The 20,440-nt window shown below is 70.8% G+C and carries 19 protein-coding genes and 1 riboswitch; of the genes, 10 read left to right on the top strand and 9 right to left on the bottom strand.

What is annotated here, in order from left to right; genetic code table 11:
- Window position 1 precedes the first annotated feature (1 nt).
- From OHA65_RS27225 to OHA65_RS27210, 4 genes are all read left to right on the top strand, one after another.
- The gene (locus OHA65_RS27225; RefSeq protein ID WP_327278810.1) at window positions 2-709 is read left to right on the top strand and encodes a glycerophosphodiester phosphodiesterase; all 708 of its coding nucleotides are present in this window, start codon (window positions 2-4) and stop codon (window positions 707-709) included.
- Window positions 709-1,929, top strand: a complete 1,221-nt coding sequence (locus OHA65_RS27220; RefSeq protein ID WP_327278809.1) for a histidine kinase — start codon at window positions 709-711, stop codon at window positions 1,927-1,929. The genes OHA65_RS27225 and OHA65_RS27220 overlap by 1 nt, the downstream gene beginning before the upstream one ends.
- Window positions 1,926-2,633: a response regulator transcription factor gene (locus OHA65_RS27215; RefSeq protein WP_327278808.1), complete on the top strand. Its 708-nt coding sequence runs from the start codon at window positions 1,926-1,928 to the stop codon at window positions 2,631-2,633. Before OHA65_RS27220 ends, OHA65_RS27215 begins: the two co-directional genes overlap by 4 nt.
- 146 nt (window positions 2,634-2,779) lie before the next feature.
- Window positions 2,780-4,003 (top strand): serine hydrolase domain-containing protein, encoded by a 1,224-nt coding sequence (locus OHA65_RS27210; RefSeq protein WP_329314650.1) that lies wholly within the window; start codon window positions 2,780-2,782, stop codon window positions 4,001-4,003.
- Here OHA65_RS27210 and OHA65_RS27205 read toward each other — a convergent pair.
- The 3 genes from OHA65_RS27205 to OHA65_RS27195 form a co-directional block, all read right to left on the bottom strand.
- Window positions 3,970-4,470, bottom strand: coding sequence for a hypothetical protein (locus OHA65_RS27205; protein WP_328763868.1), 501 nt, complete (start codon window positions 4,468-4,470; stop codon window positions 3,970-3,972). The genes OHA65_RS27210 and OHA65_RS27205 overlap by 34 nt on opposite strands.
- Before the next feature lie 97 nt (window positions 4,471-4,567).
- Complete coding sequence (locus OHA65_RS27200) at window positions 4,568-5,746, bottom strand: spermidine/putrescine ABC transporter substrate-binding protein (RefSeq protein ID WP_327278805.1); 1,179 nt, start codon at window positions 5,744-5,746, stop codon at window positions 4,568-4,570.
- Window positions 5,747-5,850: 104 nt separating this feature from the next.
- Window positions 5,851-7,290 (bottom strand): gamma-aminobutyraldehyde dehydrogenase, encoded by a 1,440-nt coding sequence (locus OHA65_RS27195; protein ID WP_327278804.1) that lies wholly within the window; start codon window positions 7,288-7,290, stop codon window positions 5,851-5,853.
- A 169-nt stretch (window positions 7,291-7,459) separates the two neighbouring features.
- Between OHA65_RS27195 and OHA65_RS27190 the strand changes: the two genes are divergently transcribed.
- From OHA65_RS27190 to OHA65_RS27165, 6 genes are all read left to right on the top strand, one after another.
- The gene (locus tag OHA65_RS27190; protein WP_030298396.1) at window positions 7,460-7,963 is read left to right on the top strand and encodes an Lrp/AsnC family transcriptional regulator; all 504 of its coding nucleotides are present in this window, start codon (window positions 7,460-7,462) and stop codon (window positions 7,961-7,963) included.
- A gap of 3 nt (window positions 7,964-7,966) precedes the next feature.
- Window positions 7,967-9,328 carry an aspartate aminotransferase family protein gene (locus tag OHA65_RS27185; protein ID WP_328763864.1) on the top strand — a complete coding sequence of 454 codons (1,362 nt, stop codon included), beginning with the start codon at window positions 7,967-7,969 and terminating at the stop codon, window positions 9,326-9,328.
- A 169-nt stretch (window positions 9,329-9,497) separates the two neighbouring features.
- Window positions 9,498-10,301, top strand: coding sequence for an ATP-binding cassette domain-containing protein (locus OHA65_RS27180; RefSeq protein WP_329314649.1), 804 nt, complete (start codon window positions 9,498-9,500; stop codon window positions 10,299-10,301).
- A complete protein-coding gene (locus OHA65_RS27175) occupies window positions 10,283-11,356 on the top strand; it encodes a hypothetical protein (RefSeq protein ID WP_327278802.1) in 1,074 nt (357 codons plus the stop codon). The genes OHA65_RS27180 and OHA65_RS27175 overlap by 19 nt, the downstream gene beginning before the upstream one ends.
- A gap of 26 nt (window positions 11,357-11,382) precedes the next feature.
- Complete coding sequence (locus OHA65_RS27170) at window positions 11,383-12,474, top strand: LOG family protein (RefSeq protein ID WP_327278801.1); 1,092 nt, start codon at window positions 11,383-11,385, stop codon at window positions 12,472-12,474.
- Between the two features lie 107 nt (window positions 12,475-12,581).
- Window positions 12,582-13,487: a hypothetical protein gene (locus tag OHA65_RS27165; RefSeq protein ID WP_327278800.1), complete on the top strand. Its 906-nt coding sequence runs from the start codon at window positions 12,582-12,584 to the stop codon at window positions 13,485-13,487.
- 9 nt (window positions 13,488-13,496) lie between these two features.
- On the opposite strand, the gene OHA65_RS27160 is transcribed toward OHA65_RS27165, so the two are convergent.
- The 6 genes from OHA65_RS27160 to frr all read right to left on the bottom strand — a co-directional run bounded on the left by OHA65_RS27160 (window position 13,497) and on the right by frr (window position 20,421).
- Window positions 13,497-14,519, bottom strand: a complete 1,023-nt coding sequence (locus tag OHA65_RS27160) for an ABC transporter ATP-binding protein (protein ID WP_327278799.1) — start codon at window positions 14,517-14,519, stop codon at window positions 13,497-13,499.
- Complete coding sequence (locus OHA65_RS27155; protein ID WP_327285805.1) at window positions 14,519-16,135, bottom strand: iron ABC transporter permease; 1,617 nt, start codon at window positions 16,133-16,135, stop codon at window positions 14,519-14,521. Before OHA65_RS27155 ends, OHA65_RS27160 begins: the two co-directional genes overlap by 1 nt.
- A gap of 59 nt (window positions 16,136-16,194) precedes the next feature.
- The gene (locus OHA65_RS27150) at window positions 16,195-17,292 is read right to left on the bottom strand and encodes a thiamine ABC transporter substrate-binding protein (protein WP_329314648.1); all 1,098 of its coding nucleotides are present in this window, start codon (window positions 17,290-17,292) and stop codon (window positions 16,195-16,197) included.
- A gap of 91 nt (window positions 17,293-17,383) precedes the next feature.
- Window positions 17,384-17,494, bottom strand: a riboswitch (TPP riboswitch).
- A gap of 20 nt (window positions 17,495-17,514) precedes the next feature.
- Window positions 17,515-18,627 carry a 23S rRNA (adenine(2503)-C(2))-methyltransferase RlmN gene (gene rlmN / locus OHA65_RS27145; protein ID WP_327278797.1) on the bottom strand — a complete coding sequence of 371 codons (1,113 nt, stop codon included), beginning with the start codon at window positions 18,625-18,627 and terminating at the stop codon, window positions 17,515-17,517.
- A gap of 160 nt (window positions 18,628-18,787) precedes the next feature.
- Window positions 18,788-19,864, bottom strand: coding sequence for a phosphatidate cytidylyltransferase (locus OHA65_RS27140; RefSeq protein WP_327278796.1), 1,077 nt, complete (start codon window positions 19,862-19,864; stop codon window positions 18,788-18,790).
- A complete protein-coding gene (gene frr, locus OHA65_RS27135) occupies window positions 19,864-20,421 on the bottom strand; it encodes a ribosome recycling factor (protein WP_243630638.1) in 558 nt (185 codons plus the stop codon). The genes OHA65_RS27140 and frr overlap by 1 nt, the downstream gene beginning before the upstream one ends.
- Window positions 20,422-20,440: the final 19 nt, after the last annotated feature.

Genomic DNA, 20,440 nt, shown 5'->3' with positions numbered 1-20,440 from the left:
AATGGCGGTCATGCGCACCCTGACTGCCGTCGGTCACCGCGGCGATCCCTACCGTGTCCGTGAAAACACCCTGCCCTCGATCCGCTCGGCCTTCGCACGCGGAGCGGACGCGGTCGAAATCGACGTACGGCTGACCCGCGACGGGGTGCCGGTCCTGCTCCACGACGACACGCTCCAGCGGCTGTGGGGCCATGAGGTGCGCCTCGATGCCGTCACGGCCCCGCAGCTGAAGGAGTTGACGGACGGACGCGTCCCGACACTGCGCGAGGCCCTGATGGCGGCCGGCGCGGGCCGCGTGATGATCGACCTGCCCGGGGCGACGGCCGGGGCCGTACGGACGGTCGTCGGCCAGGTCCGGGACTGCGGGGCGCGCGACCGCACCTACTACTGCGCCGGCCCGGACACCATGCTGGCCGTGCGCGCCGCCGACCCGGGCGCCGAGATCGCGCTGACCTGGACCACGCTGTCGCCGCCCCGCCGGGTGCTGATCGACGCGGTGGCGCCGGCCTGGCTCAACTACCGGTTCGGACTGGTCGACCGGGAGCTGACGGACGCCCTCCACAAGGAGGGCCTGCTGGTCTCGGCCTGGACCGCGGACACCACACGGACGATGCGCAAGCTGATCGCGGCCGGAGTGGACTCCGTCACCACCAACCGCGTGGACGCGCTGACCGGCGTACGCGCCGAGCTCGGGCTGTCCGGCCGGTGATGCGCGCCTGGGGGGAGCGGATCCGGCGGGCGGATCCGCGGTGGCAGGACCTGGGACTGACGCTGCTGGTCCAGGTGGCGACGACGATTCCGTTCGTCGTGCCCCGCGATCCGCAGGATTCGCCGGCCACCTGGACGGCGTACCTGTTGATGACGCTGGGCAACGTGCCGTTGGTGTGGCGGCGGCAGGCGCCCGTGGCGGCGATCTTCGGGATGGTCGCGGCCGGGTCGCTCTACACGCTGGCACTGGACGGGCCCGGCCAGCCGCTGCCGTACGCCCCGCTGGTCGGCGTGTACACGATGGCGCTGCTGTGCCCGGCCCGGGTGCGGGTCGCGATGGGCGTGACCCTGACCGGGCTGATCCTCGCCTCCGTGGCGCTCAACACCGGGACGGCCAAGGAGCTGCTGTTCGCGTTGTTCGTCTTCGCCGCGGCCTACGCCCTGGGGCGGCTCCAGTACACGCGGCAGGCCTACACGGTCGCCGTCGAGGCCCGGGCCGCGGAGCTGGAGCGGGCGAACCGGATCGAGGCGGAGCAGGCGGCGGCGCGCGAACGCGCCCGAATAGCGCGGGAGATGCACGACATCCTCTCGCACGCGGTCAGCATCATGATCGTGCAGGCGGAGGCCGGTCCGGTGGCGGTGCGCAGGGCGCCGGAGCGGGCGGAGGCCGCGTTCGACGCGATCGCCGAGACGGGGCGGGACGCGATGGCGCAGCTGCGGACCATGCTGGGCGTGCTGCGGACGGACCGGGCGCAGGAGGTGGCTCCGCGGTCGCCGCAGCCCGGGATCGCGGAGCTGCCGCTGCTGCTGGAGCGGGTCCGGGGCAGCGGGCCGCAGGTGTCGTACGAGCGGACGGGCGCGGTGCGCGTTCTGCCGGCGGCGCTGGAGGCGACGGTGCACCGGGTGGTGCAGGAGGCGCTGACGAACGCGGTGAAGCATTCCGGGGCGTCAAACGTGTCGGTGCGGCTGGAGTACGGGCCGGGGGCACTCACGGTGACGGTGACGGACGACGGGCAGGGGCCGGGGACCCGGTCGGGAACCGGGCCGGGGGCGGTACCGGGGTCCGGTGCCGGCGGGCCGTCCGGCGGGCACGGGCTGATCGGGATCCGGGAGCGGGCGGCGGCGCACGGCGGTACGGCGGAGTTCGGCCCGGGCCCCGGCGGCCTGGGGTTCTCGGTCCGCGTCGTGCTAGTAACCTCGCCGCTGGAGGTGGGGCGTTGACGATCCGTGTGGTGGTGGCGGATGACCAGGAACTAGTGCGCAGCGGGTTCGCGATGATCCTGGACGTGCAGGAGGACATCGAGGTCGTCGCGGAGGTGGGGGACGGGGCGGCGGCGGTGGCCGCGGTGCGGGAGCTGCGGCCGGACGTGGCGCTGCTGGACGTCCGGATGCCGGTGCTCGACGGGATCGAGGCGTGCCGGACGATCTCGGCCGGGACCTCGTGCCGGACGGTGATCCTGACGACCTTCGACTCGGACGAGTACGTGTACGAGGCGCTGCACGCGGGGGCGAGCGGGTTCCTGCTGAAGGACGTGCGGCGGGACGATCTGGTGCATGCCGTACGGGTGGTGGCGGCGGGCGAGTCACTGCTGGCGCCTTCGGTGGCGCGGCGGCTGATCGAGGAGTACACGGCGGCTACGGCGCGGCCGGCGGGGGCGCTGTCGGCGCAGCGGCTGGAGGTGCTGACGGCGCGGGAGCGGGAGACGCTTCTGCACCTGGGACGGGGGCTGTCGAACGCGGAGATCGCGGGCGCGCTGGTGGTGAGCGAGCACACGGTGAAGTCCCATGTGGGCCATGTGCTGGCGAAGCTCGGGCTGCGGGACCGGATCCAGGCGGTGATCTGCGCGTACGAGACGGGTCTCATCGCGGCCGGGACGGGGGCCGCGGGCGCGGCCGGCTCTGGGGTATCTCCCTCCCGGGAGTGAGGGGGCGACGGCCGGATCCCCCGCGCCGGTGAGTTGTCGTACCGGTGAAGACCCCTCTTGTTGGTGATCCGCGAAGACCCCTGTGACCTGCAGCATTGAGTCATCGGGGCCGCTGGGGCCCGGATGACTATCAGGGGGATTTCGCCATGAAGGTACGTACGCGCACACTGATCGCCACCGCCCTGGTCCTGGGCATCGCGGCCGGACCGGTTGTCGCCCATGCCGCGCCGGTGACCGCAGCGGGGACCGCGTCGGCACCGGCATCGGCGAGCGATGTGAAGCCGCCCTTGTACACGACCGCACCCGACGCGGCGGCGCTGCGCAGGGCGATCGCCGGCGTCGGCCCTGACAGCGCGGACGCCGTGGCCGCGCTGGTCCGGGTCGGCGGTAGCAGCGGCCGCTGGGTGGGGAGCTCCGGCGTGGCCGATGTCCGCACCGGGCGCAAGGCCTTCGAGGATGCCCGGTTCCGGGCGGGTTCGGTGACGAAGACCTTCACGGCGGCGCTGGTGCTCCAGCTGGCCGCCGAGGGCAAGGTCGATCTGGACGAGCCGGTGCAGCAGTACCTGCCGGGGCTGCTGCCGTCCGGGCCGAAGGGCTTCGAGCCCATCAGCGTGCGGCAGTTGCTGAACTACACGAGCGGCATCCGGCCGGCCGAGGGGCCCGGGGATTCGTTCGAGGCGCAGTACGCCCACCGGTTCGACGTGGTCGATCCGCACGCGCTGATCGCCGAAGCGGTGGCGAAGGGGCCCGAGTTCCGGCCGGGCGAGAAGCAGCACTACCTCAACATCGATTACACGGTCCTGGGCGTGCTGATCGAGAAGCTGACGGGCACGACGTACGAACAGGCCCTGTCCGCACGGATCCTGAAGCCGCTCGGCCTGCGCCACACGTCGGTTCCGGCGCGCGGGGAGAACGGGGTGGCGGGCCCGCACCACCACGGCTACCAGGCCGTGGAGAAGCCCGGTGGCGGGAGCACGCTGGTGGACGTGACCGACTGGAACTCCTCGTCCAACTGGGCCGCCGGGGACCTGATATCGACCACCGCCGACCTGGAGGGGTTCACCCAGGCCCTGTTCTCGGGCCGGGTGGTGCCGAAGGCGCAGCTGGAGGAGATGTTCACGGTGCCCGCGGTCAAGGACTTCGAATCCGGGGAGGACGCCGTGCAGACCGCGGGATTGAAGCGGTTCGTCCTGCCCGACGGCACGGCGGTCTACGGCAAGACGGGGTCGCGGTACGGCTACAGCACCGTGATCGGCGGGGCGCGCGACCTCTCGCGCACCCTCGTCTACTCGGTCAACTCCATCGACGCGAAGGGGCAGGACATGAACAAGGTGGCCTACGGGATCGTCATGGCGGCCTTCGCCAGGTAGCGGTCGGGCGGCAGCGCCTCAAGCCGCTTGATCATGCGGCGGAGCACCAGCAGGGGTATGACCCCGAAGACCCCGAACGACATGTCGATGACGCTCCACCAGAAGGGGATGCCCCGGATGGGGCCGCAGATCAGGGCCAGGGGGATCAGACCGGCGCAGGCGATCATGCCGGCTTCGACGATCCAGATGTTGCGGACGGGGTCGCGGTGGACTCCGTAGAAGAAGACCGCGATCACCAGGTGGGCGAAGGCGAGCCAGTCGGTGCCGTAGAGGAGGAAGGGGTAGTCGGCGTCGGCCCGTTCCAGCCCGTCCCCCACCCGTCGAAGCCACGTGTGGGACACGAGGGAGTTGGCCCAGTGCAGTTCGCTGACCAGGGGGAAGGCAGTGAGGCCGCTGAGCACGAGGCAGACGATGAACAGGACCAGCCAGGCACGGATCCGCCGCTGAAGGGCGCTTCTCTCGCTCATGGAAGGAAGCGTACGCCTGTTTCTGAACACGTTCAGCCAAACGTCTGAACACGTTCAGTTCTGTAGCGGGACCGTGATCGTTCTGTTCCGCCCGAGGTCAGAGGCCGACGATGGCGTTCCATCGCTGGGCGAAGGAACGGCGCTCGGCCGAGGAGATGTCCCGGGCCACGACGAGCCGCTTGCGCATCTCCCCGTCGGGGAAGATCAGCGGGTTCTCGGCGAGCTGCGCGGTCTCCTTGTCGTCGGAGCCGGCCAGGACCTCGCGGGCGGCCGGAACCGGGCAGACGTAGTTGACGGCCGCGGCGAGTTCGGCGGCCACCTCCGGAGCGTAGTAGTAGTCGACCAGCGCCTCGGCGTTGACCTTGTGCCGGGCCAGGTTGGGGACGAGCAGGCTCTCGGCCCAGAGCTCGGCGCCCTCCTCCGGGACCACGAACTCGATGTCGGGGTTGTCGGCTTGGAGCTGGATGGCGTCGCCGGAGTACGCCTGGCAAGCCAGGACGTCCCCCTTGCTCAGATCGGAGGTGTAGTCGTTGCCGGTGAAGCGTCGGATGTGCCTCTTCTTCACCATGCTCTCCACCTGGTCGCACATCCGGTGGAAGTCGGACTCGGTCCACCGGGTGACGTCCACGCCGTTGCCCTGCATCAGGAGGGCGAAGGACTCGTCCAGGCCGGAGAAGAGCGTGACCTTGCCGGCCAGGTCCGGGTGCCACAGGTCCTTGACGGACTTGATCTCCCGGCCCAGCGCCTTGCGGTTGTAGGCGATGCCGGTGATCCCCGACTGCCACGGGACGGTGTGGAGGCGGCCTTCGTCGAAGGCCGGGGACCGCAGCTGCGGGTCCAGGTGGGCGGCCACGTTGGGCTGCGCCGAGCGGTCCATCTTCTGGGCCCAGCCCAGGTGGACGAAGCGGGCGGCCATCCAGTCGCTGACCACCACCAGGTCGTGACCGGTCTCCTGGTGGTTCATCAGGGCCGGGCTGACCTTGCCGAAGAACTCGTCGTTGTCGTTGATCTCCTCGGTGTACCGGACCTCGATGCCGGTCTTCTCCGTGAAGGCGTCCAGCGTGGGCCGGCGCTCCTCGTCCTCGTCATCGGTGTCGATGTACAGCGGCCAGTTGGAGAAGGCGACCCGCTTGTCCCGGTCGGAGCGGTCCGGGCCTCCCCGCCGGTCCTCGGGGACGAACGCGGCGGGCACACCGCAGCCGGTGAGGGCCGCGAACAGGCCGGCGGCACCGAGGCCGCGCAGCGCCGCGCGGCGGGAGAAGGCGAGTTCAGGCATGGGCAAAGCCTCGGGGACGGGAAGAGGGCGGGCAATAGACACATTGTCTACTGCCCGCCCCCTCAAGCCCCTTGGATGATCGATGTGATCTCCGCGGGGAACGATCAGCCGTCGAGCGAGGTCATCACGTGCTTGATGCGGGTGTAGTCCTCGAAGCCGTAGGCGGAGAGGTCCTTGCCGTAGCCGGACTTCTTGAAGCCGCCGTGGGGCATCTCGGCGACGAGCGGGATGTGGGTGTTGATCCACACGCAGCCGAAGTCGAGGTTCTTGGACATGCGCATCGCGCGGCCGTGGTCCTTGGTCCACACGGAGGAGGCGAGGGCGAACTCGACGCCGTTCGCGTACTCCAGGGCCTGGGCCTCGTCCGTGAAGGACTGGACGGTGATGACGGGGCCGAAGACCTCGTTCTGGATGATCTCGTCGTCCTGCTTGAGGCCCGAGACCACGGTCGGGGCGTAGAAGTAGCCCTTGTCGCCGACCTGGTGGCCGCCCGCCTCGACCTTGGCGTGGGCGGGGAGGCGCTCGATGAAGCCGGCGACCTGCTTGAGCTGGTTCGGGTTGTTCAGCGGACCGTAGAGCACGTCCTCGTCGTCCGGCTGGCCGGTCTTGGTGTCGGCCGCGGCCTTGGCGAGGGCAGTCACGAACTCGTCGTGGATGGACTCGTGCACGAGCACGCGGGTCGCCGCGGTGCAGTCCTGGCCGGCGTTGAAGTAGCCGGCGACCGCGATGTCCTCGACGGCCTTGGCGATGTCGGCGTCCTGGAAGACCACGACCGGGGCCTTGCCGCCGAGCTCCAGGTGGACGCGCTTGACGTCCTTCGAGGCGCTCTCGGCGACCTGCATGCCGGCGCGCACCGAGCCGGTGATGGAGGCCATCGCCGGGGTGGAGTGCTCGACCATGGCCTTGCCGGTCTCGCGGTCGCCGCACACGACGTTGAAGACGCCCTTGGGCAGGACGGAGTCGATGATCTCCGCCATCAGGACGGTGGAGGCGGGGGTGGTGTCCGAGGGCTTGAGCACCACGGTGTTGCCGGCGGCGATGGCCGGGGCGAACTTCCACACCGCCATCATCATCGGGTAGTTCCACGGCGCGACCTGGGCGCACACGCCGACCGGCTCGCGGCGGATGATCGAGGTCATCCCTTCCATGTACTCGCCGGCCGAGCGGCCCTCCAGGAGACGGGCCGCACCCGCGAAGAAGCGGATCTGGTCCACCATCGGGGGGAGCTCCTCGCTGGCCGTGAGGCCCAGCGGCTTGCCGGTGTTCTCGGACTCGGCGGCCACGAGCTCGTCCGCGCGCGCCTCGAAGGCGTCCGCGATCTTCAGCAGGGCCTTCTGGCGCTCCGCGGGGGTGGTGTCGCGCCAGCCCGGGAAGGCGGCCGCGGCGGCGGCCATGGCGGCGTCGACATCGGCCTGGCCGGAGAGCGGGGCGGTGGCGTACACCTCGCCGGTGGCGGGGTTGACCACCTCGGTGGTCCGCCCGTCGGCGGCGTCCTTGAACTCTCCGCCGATGTAGTTGCGCAGACGACGCAGTTCGGTGGTCACTCCAGCCACACTCCTGATCACATGTCCAACGATTGAGACGAATCCCAATCCTAGCCCCAAGGCGGATGCTTTCGGCAGGGCCGGACACCACCAACTACGAAATCAGTGAGATCCAAGACCTCAAACAACGGATTTCATCGATTCCGTCTTGCGGAACAGACGACTCCTCGTGCACAGTGAGGTCGTGGTCAGTCGAAGCGCAGATTCCAGGAACAGACAACCGTCCCCTTCGGTCGATGCTGTGTCCCTGGCGATCATCGAGCAACTGCAGGAGGACGGTCGCCGTCCCTACGCAGCGATCGGCAAGGCCGTGGGCCTGTCGGAGGCAGCCGTGCGCCAGCGCGTGCAGAAGCTGCTCGACCAGGGCGTCATGCAGATCGTCGCCGTCACCGACCCGCTCACCGTGGGCCTGCGACGCCAGGCCATGGTCGGCATCAACGTCGAGGGAGACCTCGACCCGGTGGCCGACGCACTGACCCAGATGGCCGAGTGCGAGTACGTGGTCATGACCGCGGGCTCGTTCGACCTGATGGTGGAGATCGTCTGCGAGGACGACGACCACCTACTGGAGACGATCAACAAGAAGATCCGCGCGCTCCCCGGCGTGCGATCAACCGAAAGCTTCGTTTATCTGAAGCTGAAGAAGCAGACCTACATGTGGGGAACTCGATAGCCCGTGAGCCAGGACCTCTCCAAGACCGCGTACGACCACCTGTGGATGCACTTCACCCGCATGTCGTCGTACGAGAACTCCCCCGTCCCCACCATCGTGCGGGGTGAGGGCACCTACATCTTCGACGACAAGGGCAAGCGCTACCTGGACGGTCTCGCCGGACTGTTCGTGGTCAACGCCGGTCACGGCCGCAAGGAACTGGCCGAGGTCGCCTACAAGCAGGCCCAGGAACTCGCGTTCTTCCCCGTGTGGTCGTACGCGCACCCCAAGGCCGTCGAGCTGGCCGAGCGCCTCGCCCACTACGCGCCCGGCGACCTGAACAAGGTCTTCTTCACCACCGGTGGCGGCGAGGCCGTCGAGACCGCGTGGAAGCTCGCCAAGCAGTACTTCAAGCTGCAGGGCAAGCACACCAAGTACAAGGTCATCTCGCGTGCGGTCGCCTACCACGGCACCCCGCAGGGCGCCCTGTCCATCACCGGTCTGCCGGCCCTGAAGGCCCCCTTCGAGCCGCTGGTCCCGGGCGCGCACAAGGTGCCGAACACCAACATCTACCGTGCCCCGATCTACGGCGACGACCCCGAGGCCTTCGGCCGCTGGTGCGCCGACCAGATCGAGCAGCAGATCCTCTTCGAGGGCGCCGACACCGTCGCCGCCGTCTTCCTGGAGCCGGTGCAGAACGCGGGCGGCTGCTTCCCGCCGCCGCCCGGGTACTTCCAGCGGGTCCGCGAGATCTGCGACGAGTACGACGTGCTCCTCGTCTCCGACGAGACGATCTGCGCCTTCGGCCGTCTCGGCACGATGTTCGCCTGCGACAAGTTCGACTACGTCCCGGACATGATCACCTGCGCCAAGGGCATGACCTCGGGCTACTCCCCGATCGGTGCCTGCATCATCTCGGACCGCCTCGCCGAGCCGTTCTACAAGGGTGACAACACCTTCCTGCACGGCTACACCTTCGGCGGACACCCGGTGTCCTCCGCGGTGGCGATCGCCAACCTCGACATCTTCGACAAGGAAGGCCTCAACCAGCACGTGCTGGACAACGAGGGCTCCTTCCTCAAGACGCTGCAGAAGCTGCACGACCTGCCGATCGTCGGCGACGTCCGCGGCAACGGCTTCTTCTACGGCATCGAGCTCGTCAAGGACAAGGTCACCAAGGAGTCCTTCACGGACGAGGAGACCGAGCGCGTGCTCTACGGCTTCCTCTCCAAGGCGCTCTTCGACAACGGCCTGTACTGCCGTGCCGACGACCGTGGCGACCCGGTCATCCAGCTGGCCCCGCCGCTGATCGCGGACCAGGGCACCTTCGACGAGATCGAAGGCATCCTGCGCTCGGTGCTCGCCGAGGCCTGGACCAAGCTGTAAAGAGCAGCAAACAGTCCGAACCACACGGCCCGGATCGCCCGTTCGAGTGAGAACGCGGGGGTCCGGGCCGTGTGCTGTCACCATCCAAGACGTTCATCTCTTTACATCTCAGTGCGGCGCCAGTGACCGAACCGGCTCTGCTTCGTTCCCCCGGACGGAGGTGTACGCCATGGTGGCTCCACCGGACAACGCCCCACCGGACAACGACGTGCTCTGGGCCCGGTCCGTTCACTACTCCCACTGGGGGTCCCCACGGACGAAGTCTGGGGGAGGTTCACCCGGCCTCATCGGAGTCTCGGTCGGCGTCCGCCAGAGCGAGATCCTGGCCCTGACCGGCCCGCGCGGCAGCGGAAAGACCACCCTGCTGCGCTGCCTGGCCGGCCACCTGGTCCCCGAGCAGGGCGAGATCTGGTTCAACAGCGTGCCCGTCCACACCATGGGCGCCGTGGCCCGCGAACGGCTGCGCCGCGACCGGTTCGGCTGGATCGGCCCCGACCCCCTGCTGCTGCCCGAGCTCAAGGTGTGGGAGAACGCGGCCCTGCCCCTGCTGGTCGCAGGCGCCTCCCACCGCACCGCCAAGGCCGCCGCCTGCGATTGGCTGGACCGGCTCGACATCGGCGCGTTCGCCCGCAAACGCCCGGGCGCCCTGACCCGCGCCGAATCCCAGCGGGTCGCCCTCGCCCGGGCCCTCGTCAACGAGCCCGCCGTCGTCTTCGCCGACGAACCCACCGCCCCGCTGCACCGCGCCGAGTGCGCGCTGCTGCTCCGTGCGCTCACCACCGCGGCCCGCTCGCACGGGATCACCGTGCTGCTGGCCACCCATGACGAGGAGACCGCGGCCGTCGCCGACCGCCGGGTCGCGCTGCTCGACGGCCACCCCGCCGCGGCCGCGCCCGCCGTCGGCGTGCGCGGCGCCGGCGATCCGCCCGAGGAGAGTCCTGGAGGCCAGGCCGCGTGCTCGCTCTCCGCCTAGCCCGCGGCTCCCGGCCGCTCGTCCAGGTGCGCCGGCTCCTGGTCGCCGCCGCCTGCGCGGGCACCGGGTTCCTGCTGCTGTACGTGCTCGCCGGGGCCACGGCCCGGCCTGCCGGATCGTTCCCGCGTCTGCTGTGGGCCATGGTCCCGCTCGCCGTCACCGTGCAGTTCGCGGTGGCCGTCGCCCGGACCGACCCCGCGACCCGGCCCCGGGAAGGGCTGGACGCCGTCGGGCTGGGCCCCGTACGGATCATGCTCGTCGCGGCGCTCTCCACCGCCATCGCGTGCACCCTGGGGAGCGCGCTGGCCCTGGCCGCCTTCCTGCACCTGCGGGGCGACCTCGCCGGCCTGCCCTTCGACGGAGCCGGGGCCGGACTCCTGCACGCCGACCGGCCGCTGCCCGTGGCGGCCGCCCTCACTCTGGTGGCGCTGGTCCCGCTGGCGGCCTGCGTCGCCACGGCCCTCGCCCTGCGCCCGCACCCTCCGCTGGCCCCGCAGACGGCCCTGCCCTGGGGCATCGCGGTCACCGCCTGCGGACTGGCCGTCGAGGCGTACGCGGGCCTCGGCGGCGCCGGGATGCCGGCCGGCTGGGCCCTCACCGCCGTCGGACTCTCCCTCGCCGGCCCGGGACTGGCCTACGCCTGCGGGGCCCTGGTCCAGGCCGTCCGCCCGGGCGCCGTGCGGCTCCTGGCCGGGCGGGCCCTCCAGGAGGACGCGCCGCGGCTCGGCCGTCCGATCGGGGTGCTGTGCGCGGTCGGCGCGGGCGTCCTCACCGCCGTGGCCCTGCACGGCCGGGGCGCACTCGCCGTCCCGCTGGGCCCGCTCACCGCTCCCGCCTGCGCCCTGGTCCTGCTGTGCACGGCTGCGACCTTGCTCACGTGCGCCGTGGAGGTCCGACAGGACCGCTCCGCCACCCGCCGGACCCTGCGTGACCTCGGAACTCCGGGCTCTGTCCTGCGTACGACCGTGGTGGTGCGGGCCACCGCGCTGGTGGCCGTGTGCGGGCCGATCGTGTGGGGTGTGGCACAGCTGACGTCGCTGGCGTTGACCCGCTGACACGGGCAGCCCTTAGTGTGGGCCGAATGGTCAACGCAGACATCGAGATCGAGACGCTCGCCGAATTCGACCAGGTCGCGGCCCGTGGCTCGCTCAGCGGCTACCGGATCCAGTCGGTCAACCTGCTGGAGCGCACGTTCGCCCTGCTGTCCGCCGACACCTCCGCGGCCGTCTTCCTGGGCTGCGCGATGGAGCCCGACGCCTCGGCGAAGGTGCGCGCCGACGGCGCGCTCGTCTTCCCGCCGGTGCCGGACCTGCCGTTCAATCCGTACCGCGGCCTGCTCTACACCGCTGACGAGCTGTTCACGGGACTGTCCGGCGGCTACGAGGCCACCCCTGACGCCCAGTCGTACGCCTGGTTCCAGGAGACGAAGGCCGACGGCGACGTCTTCTCCTCGATGCTGCGCTCCGTCCACGACGACGCGATCTCCGACGGCCTCGACGAGCACCTCGCCGGCGCCCGGGTCGTGGGCGTCATGGGCGGCCACGCGATGGCCCGCGGCGCTCTGGACTACCAGGGCGCTGCGGAGCTCGGCCGCGAGCTGGCCCGGTCCGGGCTGACGGTGGCCACCGGCGGCGGCCCGGGCGCGATGGAGGCGGCCAACCTCGGCGCCTACCTGGCGCCGGCCCCTGACGAGGCCCTCGCGGAGGCCCTGGAGATCCTGGCCAAGGCTCCGTCCTTCGTGCCGTCGGTGTCCGACTGGGCGCGGGCGGCGTTCACCGTGCGGGAGCGCTGGCCGTCCGGCGGCGACTCGGTGGGGATCCCGACCTGGTTCTACGGGCACGAGCCGCCGAACGCCTTCGCCGGCCACATCGCCAAGTACTTCGCGAACGCCACCCGGGAGGACGGGCTGCTCGCCCGTTCCAACGCGGGCGTCGTGTTCCTGCCGGGCGCCGCGGGCACCCTCCAGGAGATCTTCGACAACGCGACGCCGAACTACTACGAGTCGCGGGGCGAGCCGACGCCGATGGTGTTGGTCGGGCGGACGCACTGGACCGAGCACCTGCCGGCGTGGCCGTTGCTCCAGGCTCTGGCGCGCGGCCGCGGGATGGCGTCGCGGATCGCGCTGGTCGACTCGGTGGACGAGGTGCCCGCCGTGCTCGACTCGATGAAGTGACCCCCTGGTGAAATGAAGGGCGGCCCGAGGCAACTTCCCGGCCCGTTCGCACGTCTGCCATAGGTAATCAAAACGCAAAAACCTGCCAGACGTGAACGGAGCCCTCGGTGCTCATAGGCCTGCTGACCGCGATCGCGGCGTCCATCTGCTACGGCACGGGGTCGGTGCTGCAAGCCGTGGGATCGCGCCGGGCGGCCCGGACGTCCCCGGCCGCCGCGGGCGTGACCGCGCACGGCGGCCCGAACCTGTCCTCCACTGCGAAGGCGGCGATGACCTGGGAGTTCATCGTCGGCACCATCCTGGACTTCGTAGGCTTCGGGTTGGGCGCGCTGGCCGCCCGGCTGCTGCCGCTCTTCCTCTCCCAGACCGTGATCAGCGCCAATCTGGTGATCACGGCCGTGCTCAGCGTCAAGATGCTGGGCATCCGGCTGACCCGCAAGGAATGGACCTCGATCGGGGTCGTCTGCGCGGCGCTGGTGCTGCTGGCGACGGCCGCCGGCCACGAAGGCGGCCACCACGCCCCGATGTCCACGCACTGGTGGCTGTTCGCCGTGACCCTGCTGATCATCGCCGGTGGCACGGTGGCCGTCCGGCTGCTGGGCGCCCGGGCCGCGATCCTGGCGGGCCTGCTGTCGGGCCTGGCCTTCGGCGCACTGGGCGTCGGCGTCCGCATCCTCGACGGGATCGACCCGTTCGACCTGGGCACGCTGCTCACCGACCCGGCCCTGTACGCCATCGTGCTGGCCGGCGTCGGTGGCATGTACCTGCACACGGTCGCCCTCCAGATCGGCTCGGTGAACGGTGCGACGGCCGCGCTGGTGGTGGGCGAAACCGTCCTGCCCGGCGCCATCGGCGTCCTGTGGCTGGGCGACGCCTCCCGGCCGGGCCTGGCATGGCTGGCGGTCCTCGGCTTCGTCCTCGCCGTCACGGGCGCGGTCGCCGTCGCCTGGTACGGCAACCACGACGGCGCCGAAGCCGACGCCCCCGCCCCGCAGCCGGTCCCGGCCGGCTGAGCGGGACGCTCACCGCGCCGGGAGGACGACCACCTCGGCCGGAGTGAAGGACACCGCGACCCGCTCGCCCACGGCCGGGGCCCCGGCCAGCCCGCACTCGGCCTCCAGCACGGGCCCCGCCTCCGGCCGGAGGCGCAGCGCGACGTGCGTGCCGCGGAAGGTGCGGGCGAGCACCTCGCAGCGCAGACCGGCGGCCGCGAGCACCACGCCCGCCGGGCGGATCAGGATGCGCCGCTCGCCCTCCGGGGACCCGGCCGGCACCGGTACCTTGCCCCAGGCCGTCGCCGCGGCCCCGCCCGCGACCGTCGCCGGGACCACGTTCTCGAAGCCGAGGAAGCGCGCCACGAACTCCGAGGCCGGCTGCTGCCAGACCTCCAGCGGGGTCCCGGCCTGTGCGATCCGCCCGTCCCGCATCACCACCACCCTGTCGGCCAGGGCGAAGGCCTCGCCCTGGTCGTGGGTGACGGCCAGCACCGTGGTCCCGAGCCGGGAGAACAGCCCCTGCAGCTCCACCACCAGCCGCTCGCGCAGCCCCCGGTCCAGCTGTCCCAGCGGCTCGTCCAGCATCAGCAGCCTCGGCGAGGGGGCGAGGGCCCGTGCCAACGCGACCCGCTGCTGCTCGCCGCCCGACAGCGAGGCCACCGAGCGGCCTTGGGCCCCGGGGAGCCCGACCAGCTCCAGCAGCTGCGCGACCTGTGCCTCGTACGACTTCCGGGCAGAGCCCCGTACGCGCAGCCCGAACGCGACGTTCCCGCCCACGTCCCGGTGCGGGAACAGCTGGTGGTCCTGGAACATCAGGCCGACCCCGCGCCGGTGTGCCGGCACCCGCGCCTGGTCCGCCCCGCCCAGCAGGACCCGTCCGGCCGAGACCGGCTGGAGCCCGGCCACCACCCGCAGCAGCGTGGACTTTCCGCTGCCGCTCGGTCCGAGGACGCACACGACCTCGTGCTCGGCGACCGCGAGGTCCACCGCGTCGACGACGGCACGCTCGCCGAAGCGGACCGACACCCCGGCCAGTTCGAGCAACGTCATCAGAACTCTCCCGAGGTCTTGTCGGGGCGCAGTCGCTCCAGCACCAGCAGGGACACCGCGCACACCAGCATCAGAATCGTGCTCAGGGCCATGGCCTGCCCGTAGTTCATCTCGCCGGCCCGCCCCAGGAGCCGGGCCACGGCCACCGGCAGCGTGGGGCGGTCGGGCCGGGCGATGAACACGGTCGCGCCGAACTCGCCGAGCGAGACGGCGAAGGCGAATCCGGCCGCGATCAGCAGCGCCCGCCGCACCAGCGGCAGGTCCACCTCCCGCCAGGCCCGCAGCGGGGAGGCGCCGAGCACGGCGGCGGCCTCGCGCAGCCGCCCGTCCACGGCGCGCAGCACCGGCAGCATGGTCCGTACGACGAACGGCACGCCCACCAGCGCCTGCGCGAGCGGCACCAGGATCCACGAGGTCCGCAGGTCCAGCGGCGGCTCGTCCAGGGTGATCAGGAACCCGAAGCCGACGGTCACCGCCGACACCCCGAGCGGAAGCATCAGCAGCGCGTCGAACCCGCGCACGAACCTGCCCCCGCGCCGGGTCAGTGCCGCGGCCGCGAGCCCCCCGATCAGCAGGGCGATGGCGGTGGCGGCGAGCGCGTACTGCAGGGAGTTCCAGACCGCTTCCAGCGGTGGCACCAGAAACGTTCCGCCACCGGCGCCCGCGTCCTGGAGCGCCCGGTAGAAGCCGAACCCGTAGCCGCCGGGCGCGTCGAGGGAGCGCTCCACCAGGACCACCAGCGGGGCCACGATCAGCAGCGCCACCGTCAGCAGCACCCCGCCCAGAAGGGCGCGCTGCCCCGGACCGCTCGGCCGGTGCGCGGTCCGCGCCGGGTCCACCAGCCGCAGGGCGGTCTCCCGCCGGCGCACGGTCCAGGCGTGGATGCCGAGGATCAGGCCCACCGCGACGAACTGCACCATCGTCAGGACGGCGGCCGTCGGCAGGTCCAGCAGCTGCGCGGTCTGCCGGTAGACCTCCACCTCCAGGGTGGCGTACGAGGGCCCGCCCAGGATCTGCACGACGCCGAAGGAGGTGAACGTGAACAGGAACACCATCAGCGAGGCCGCGGCCACCGCCGGGCCGAGCGCGGGCAGCGTCACCCGCCGCCAGGCGGCGAACCGCCCGGCGCCCAGCACCCGGGCGGCCTCCTCCTGGCGCGGGTCCAGCTGCGCCCAGAGCCCGCCGACCGTCCGTACGACGACGGCGTAGTTGAAGAAGACGTGCGCGAGCAGGATCGCCCACACGGTGGTGTCCAGCCGGACGCCCCACAGCTCGTCCAGCAGCCCGCCCTGCCCGACCAGCGCCAGGAAGGCGGTGCCGACCACCACCGTTGGCAGCACGAACGGGACCGTGACCACGGCCCGCAGCAGCTGCTTGCCGGGGAACTCGAAGCGCGCGAAGACGTACGCGCCGGGGAGTGCGATCAGGAGCGTGAGCGCCGTGGACGCGCACGCCTGCCAGGTGGTGAACCAGAGCACGTCGGCGATGTCCGGCCGGGTCAGCACCTCGCCGATCCGGCCGAACTGCCATCCCTCGTCGGTCTTGATCCCGCGGCCGACGATCGCGGCGACGGGGTAGGCGAAGAACAGCGCGAAGAAGGCGAGCGGCACGGCCATCAGGGCGAGCCTGACGGCCGTGGCGCGCACGCCCTCCTTCACGGGAGTGCTCTCGCGTCCTACTTCACGACGAGCGAGGACCATGCCTTGACCCACTGCTCACGGTTCTTGGCGATGGTCTCCGGAGCGACCGTCTCCGGCTTCTCCACGACCACGCCGTGCTTCGTGAACAGCTCCGGCAGCTTCGCGTCCTTGGTCACCGGATTCACGAACATCTGGAGCGGCATGTCCTCCTGGAACTTCTTGCTCACCAGGAAGTCGATGAGCGCCTTGCCGCCCTCCTCGTTCTTCGCGCCCTTGAGCAGGCCCGCGAACTCGACCTGGCGGAAACAGGTGCCGGTGGCGACGCCCGTGGGGGCCTCCGCCGGCTGCGGCTCGCCGTACAGGACCTCGGCCGGCGGGCTGGAGGCGTAGGAGACGACCAGCGGGCGGTCGCCCTTGGCCTTCTTGCCGCCCGCGGAGCCCGAGAAGCGCTGGTTGTAGGCCTGCTCCCAGCCGTCGACGACCTCGACGCCGTTGGCCTTGAGCTTGGTCCAGTAGTCCTTCCAGCCGTCCTCGCCGTACTTGCCGACGGAGGCGAGGAGGAAGCCGAGGCCCGGCGAGGAGGTCGCCGCGTTCTCGGTGACCAGAAGGTTCTTGTACTCCGGCTTGACCAGGTCGTCCAGCGTCTGCGGCGGGGCGAGCTTCTTGTCGGCGAAGTACGCCTTGTCGTAGTTGACGCAGATGTCGCCGGAGTCGATCGGGGTGACCCGGTGCTCCTTGTCGAGAACGAACTCGGGCTTCACGTCGGCCAGGCCCTTGGACTCGTACGGCGTGAAGATGCCGTTGTCGAGGGCGCGCGAGAGGAGCGTGTTGTCCACGCCGAAGAAGACGTCGCCGCGCGGGGAGCCCTTCGTGAGGATCTCCTGGTTGAGGGCGGCGCCCGCGTCCCCGGACTTCAGGACCTTCACGGTGTAGCCGCTCTGCTGCTCGAACTCCTTGAGGACCGTGTCGGTCACGTTGAAGGAGTCGTGGGAGACGAGCGTGACGGTCTTGGACTTCGGGGATCCGCTCGCGGCGGAACCCTCGTCCTTCTTACCGCCGCCGCACGCGGCGAGCGTGCTCACGCCGAGGGCGGCGGCCAGCGCCGCACCCGCGATCTTCTTGGTGGTGCTCACGTAGACATTCCTCCTGGGTTGACCAGGAGAAGACGCGGCCCTGCCCGGGCGCTCGAAAAGGGAGCGGGACGCCCGGGCAGGGCGCAACAGCTTGAGGTGGTGACCGAACTTCCTACCCAGAATGACCTGGGCGAGGTTCAGAGGGTCTGCGGCCTGACGGTTGCCGCACTCTCAGCGCTGTGGCGCTCCCCTGTCGGAATATGCAGATGTACGCCTGCCAGCCTACCGCTCGCTCGCGGCGAGCTGACCGCAGGCACCGTCGATCTCCTGGCCACGGGTGTCACGGACGGTCACCGGCACGCCGTGGCGGGCGATGGCCTCCACGAAGGCCTTCTCGTCCTCGGGGCGCGACGCGGTCCATTTCGAGCCCGGCGTCGGGTTCAACGGGATCAGGTTGACGTGGACGCGCTTGCCCTTGAGCAGCCGGCCCAGGAGGTCGCCGCGCCAGGCCTGGTCGTTGATGTCGCGGATCAGGGCGTACTCGATGGAGATCCGCCGGCCGGACTTCTCGGCGTACTCCCACGCCGCATCGAGGACCTCGCGGACGTTCCAGCGCGTGTTCACCGGGACGAGGGTGTCGCGCAGCTCGTCGTCGGGCGCGTGCAGCGAGACCGCGAGGCGGCACTTGAAGCCCTCGTCGGCGAACCGCAGCATCGCCGGGACCAGGCCGACGGTGGAGACGGTGATGCCGCGCTGCGACAGACCCAGGCCGTCGGGCTCGGGGTCGGTGAGGCGGCGGATGGCGCCGACGACCCGCTTGTAGTTGGCGAGGGGCTCGCCCATGCCCATGAAGACGATGTTCGACAGACGGGCCGGCCCGCCGGGGACCTCGCCGTCGCGCAGCGCGCGCATGCCGTCGACGATCTGGTGGACGATCTCGGCGGTCGACAGGTTCCGGTCCAGGCCCGCCTGGCCGGTGGCGCAGAACGGGCAGTTCATGCCGCAGCCGGCCTGCGAGGAGATGCACATGGTGACCCGGTCGGGGTAGCGCATCAGCACGGACTCGACGAGCGTGCCGTCGTGCAGCTTCCACAGGGTCTTGCGGGTGGTGTCGTCGTCGCACGAGATGTGCCGGATGACGTTCATCAGCTCGGGCAGCAGCTCCGCCTGGAGCTTCTCGCGGGACGCCGCCGGAATGTCGGTCCACTCGGCCGGGTCGTGCGCGTACCGGGCGAAGTAGTGCTGCGAGAGCTGCTTGGCCCGGAACGGCTTCTCGCCGATCGCGGCCACGGCCTCCCGGCGCTCCTCGGGCGTGAGGTCGGCGAGATGCCGGGGCGGCTTCTTCGCTCCGCGGGGGGCGACGAAGGTGAGCTCTCCCGGGACAGGGCGGGCCATGGCTGGTACTCCTTGTAAGACGAAAGGCGCGCCGCAGAAGCAGCGCGCCTTTCAAGAGTAACCGCCCGGACCCACCCAAAGCCTTCAGACGTACGTCGTCCCTGCTCAGCGGGGTTGCCCTGGTGAACCGCCCGCCGGCCGGAAGCCGCGGAGCCCGGTTTCAGCCCGTTCCGACGAAGGCCGCGAGCAGCAGCCACACCACCGGGGCGGTCGGGAGCAGGGAGTCGAGCCGGTCCATGATGCCGCCGTGACCCGGCAGCAGCGTGCCCATGTCCTTGATGCCCAGGTCCCGCTTGATCATCGACTCACCGAGGTCGCCCAGCGTGGCGCTGACCGCGACGGCGAGACCGAGCAGCAGGCCCTGCCACCAGGCGCCCCCGTCGATCAGGTACTCCATGCACAGCGCGCCGGCCGCCATCGCGAAGGCCACCGCGCCGAACAGTCCCTCGCGGGTCTTGCCGGGGCTGATGCGCGGGGCCAGCTTGTGCTTGCCGAAGCGCCAGCCCACCGCATAGGCCCCGGTGTCGCTGACCACGGTCAGGAGCAGGAAGGTGACCACGCGCTGCGGGCCGTCGTCCGCGGTGAGCAGCATCGCGACGAAGGTGGCGAGGAACGGCACGTAGAACGCCGCGAAGACGCCCGCCGTGACGTCCTTGAGGTAGTCCTCGGGCGGTTCGGTCATCCGCCAGACCAGGACCGCCAGAGCGGTCAGGGCCATCGCCACCCAGGCGCCCTCGGCCCCCCGGACGTATCCGGCGATGACCATGGCGGCGCCACCGACCGCGAGCGGGACGAGCGGCGCCTTGACGCCCTTCTTCTCCTGGAGCCGGGAGGTGAGCTCCCACAGGCCCACGACGACCGCGACGACGATCACGCCGACGAAGACCGCCTTGACGATGAACAGCGAAGCGAAGATCACCGCACCGAGGCCGACACCGACCCCTATGGCGGCACGCAGGTCTCGGCCGGCCCGCTTCTTCTGCGGCGGGGGCGAGGCGTCCTGCGGTGCCTGCGAGGGCGGGGGCGGGGGGCTGGGCATGGGCTCCTGCGGCGGCGTCTCGGCGCGGAACGGGGGGCCGCCGTCGGCGGCGGCCCCTCGATCGCGTGCTTCCCGGTCGTCGAAGTCACGGCCGGCGGCATCGGGCACGATGGGCATGGGCCGAGTGTGCGGGCCCACCAGCGCATCGTATGCGGGACCCGCCGGAACCGGCTCCGTGGCCCAGGGAGAGTCGTTCATCAGACTTCGAGCAGCTCGGCTTCCTTGTGCTTGAGCAGCTCGTCCACCTGCGCGACGTACTTCGCGGTGGTGTCGTCGAGCTCCTTCTCGGCGCGACGCACCTCGTCCTCGCCGGCCTCCTTGTCCTTGACGAGCTTGTCGAGGGCGTCCTTGGCCTTGCGGCGCACGGAACGGATGGAGACCTTAGAGTCTTCGGCCTTGTTCTTCGCGACCTTGATGTACTCCTTGCGACGGTCCTGCGTCAGCTCGGGGAAGGTCACTCGGATGATGCGGCCGTCGTTGCTCGGGTTGACACCGAGGTCGGAGTCGCGGATTGCCTGCTCGATGTTGCGCAGCGCGGACGCGTCGAACGGCGTCACGATCGCCATGCGCGGCTCGGGCACCGCGAAGGACGCGAGCTGGTTGATGGGAGTGATGGCGCCGTAGTAGTCCGCCACGATCTTGTTGAACATCGCCGGGTGCGCACGACCGGTGCGGATCGCCGCAAAGTCTTCCTTGGCGACGACGACGGCCTTCTCCATCTTCTCCTCGGCCTCAAGGAGGATTTCTTCGATCACCACGTGCTCCTGCATGTCA

This window comes from Streptomyces sp. NBC_00045 (assembly GCF_045041095.1).
GTDB lineage: Bacteria > Actinomycetota > Actinomycetes > Streptomycetales > Streptomycetaceae > Streptomyces.
Note: the sequence above shows the minus strand (reverse complement) of the source record. Positions and strands in the feature narration are given on the sequence as shown.

What these genes read in the sequence shown, in the direction of transcription:
- OHA65_RS27205 (WP_328763868.1), bottom strand. Translation starts at nt 4,470, where the DNA reads ATGAGCGAGAGAAGCGCCCTTCAGCGGCGGATCCGTGCCTGGCTGGTC.
- OHA65_RS27225 (WP_327278810.1), top strand. Translation starts at nt 2, where the DNA reads ATGGCGGTCATGCGCACCCTGACTGCCGTCGGTCACCGCGGCGATCCC.
- OHA65_RS27155 (WP_327285805.1), bottom strand. Translation starts at nt 16,135, where the DNA reads ATGGCCGTGCCGCTCGCCTTCTTCGCGCTGTTCTTCGCCTACCCCGTC.
- rlmN (WP_327278797.1), bottom strand. Translation starts at nt 18,627, where the DNA reads ATGGCCCGCCCTGTCCCGGGAGAGCTCACCTTCGTCGCCCCCCGCGGA.
- OHA65_RS27160 (WP_327278799.1), bottom strand. Translation starts at nt 14,519, where the DNA reads ATGACGTTGCTCGAACTGGCCGGGGTGTCGGTCCGCTTCGGCGAGCGT.
- OHA65_RS27220 (WP_327278809.1), top strand. Translation starts at nt 709, where the DNA reads ATGCGCGCCTGGGGGGAGCGGATCCGGCGGGCGGATCCGCGGTGGCAG.
- OHA65_RS27210 (WP_329314650.1), top strand. Translation starts at nt 2,780, where the DNA reads ATGAAGGTACGTACGCGCACACTGATCGCCACCGCCCTGGTCCTGGGC.
- OHA65_RS27180 (WP_329314649.1), top strand. Translation starts at nt 9,498, where the DNA reads ATGGTGGCTCCACCGGACAACGCCCCACCGGACAACGACGTGCTCTGG.
- OHA65_RS27200 (WP_327278805.1), bottom strand. Translation starts at nt 5,746, where the DNA reads ATGCCTGAACTCGCCTTCTCCCGCCGCGCGGCGCTGCGCGGCCTCGGT.
- OHA65_RS27140 (WP_327278796.1), bottom strand. Translation starts at nt 19,864, where the DNA reads ATGAACGACTCTCCCTGGGCCACGGAGCCGGTTCCGGCGGGTCCCGCA.
- OHA65_RS27170 (WP_327278801.1), top strand. Translation starts at nt 11,383, where the DNA reads ATGGTCAACGCAGACATCGAGATCGAGACGCTCGCCGAATTCGACCAG.